We start from the raw sequence: 503 nt of genomic DNA on the forward strand, positions 1-503 counted from the left end.
ACACCCGGATCGTCACAGACCAGGCACTCCAGACCCGTACCAGGCAGAACGCCGGCCGTCGCAGCGGAACACACCACCACCGCCGGTTCCGCATCCCGCAAAACCAAGGCGATCCGCTCGGACGGATACGCCGGATCGACCGGCACGAACGCCGCACCCGCCTTCACCACACCCAGCACCACCGCCACCCACTGGGCCGAACGCTCCAACACCACCCCCACCCGATCCCCCGGCCCCACACCCCGAGCCATCAACTCCCACGCAAACTGGTTGGCCCGCTCCTCCAACTCCCCATACGTCCACCCCACACCCCCGAACTCCACCGCCACCGCACCCGGCGTCCGCACCACCTGCGCCTCGAACAACTCCGGCAACGTCCCCCCGGACACCACCCGCCCCGAGTCATTCCACTCCTCCACCACCAAACGCCGCTCACCCTCCGACAACACCTCCACCTCACCGACCCGCACCCCCGGGTCACCCGCCATCCACTCCAACACCCG

1 protein-coding gene is annotated in these 503 nt (G+C 69.0%); it reads right to left on the minus strand.

Annotated features, from left to right (window positions below):
* The coding region (locus tag IE316_RS35220) for an AMP-binding protein (RefSeq protein ID WP_190208642.1) at window positions 1-488 on the minus strand (488 nt) is incomplete at its 3' end.
* Window positions 489-503 lie beyond the last annotated feature (15 nt).

The sequence above is a fragment of the Streptomyces fumanus genome, from assembly GCF_014655295.1.
Taxonomy (GTDB): domain Bacteria; phylum Actinomycetota; class Actinomycetes; order Streptomycetales; family Streptomycetaceae; genus Streptomyces; species Streptomyces fumanus.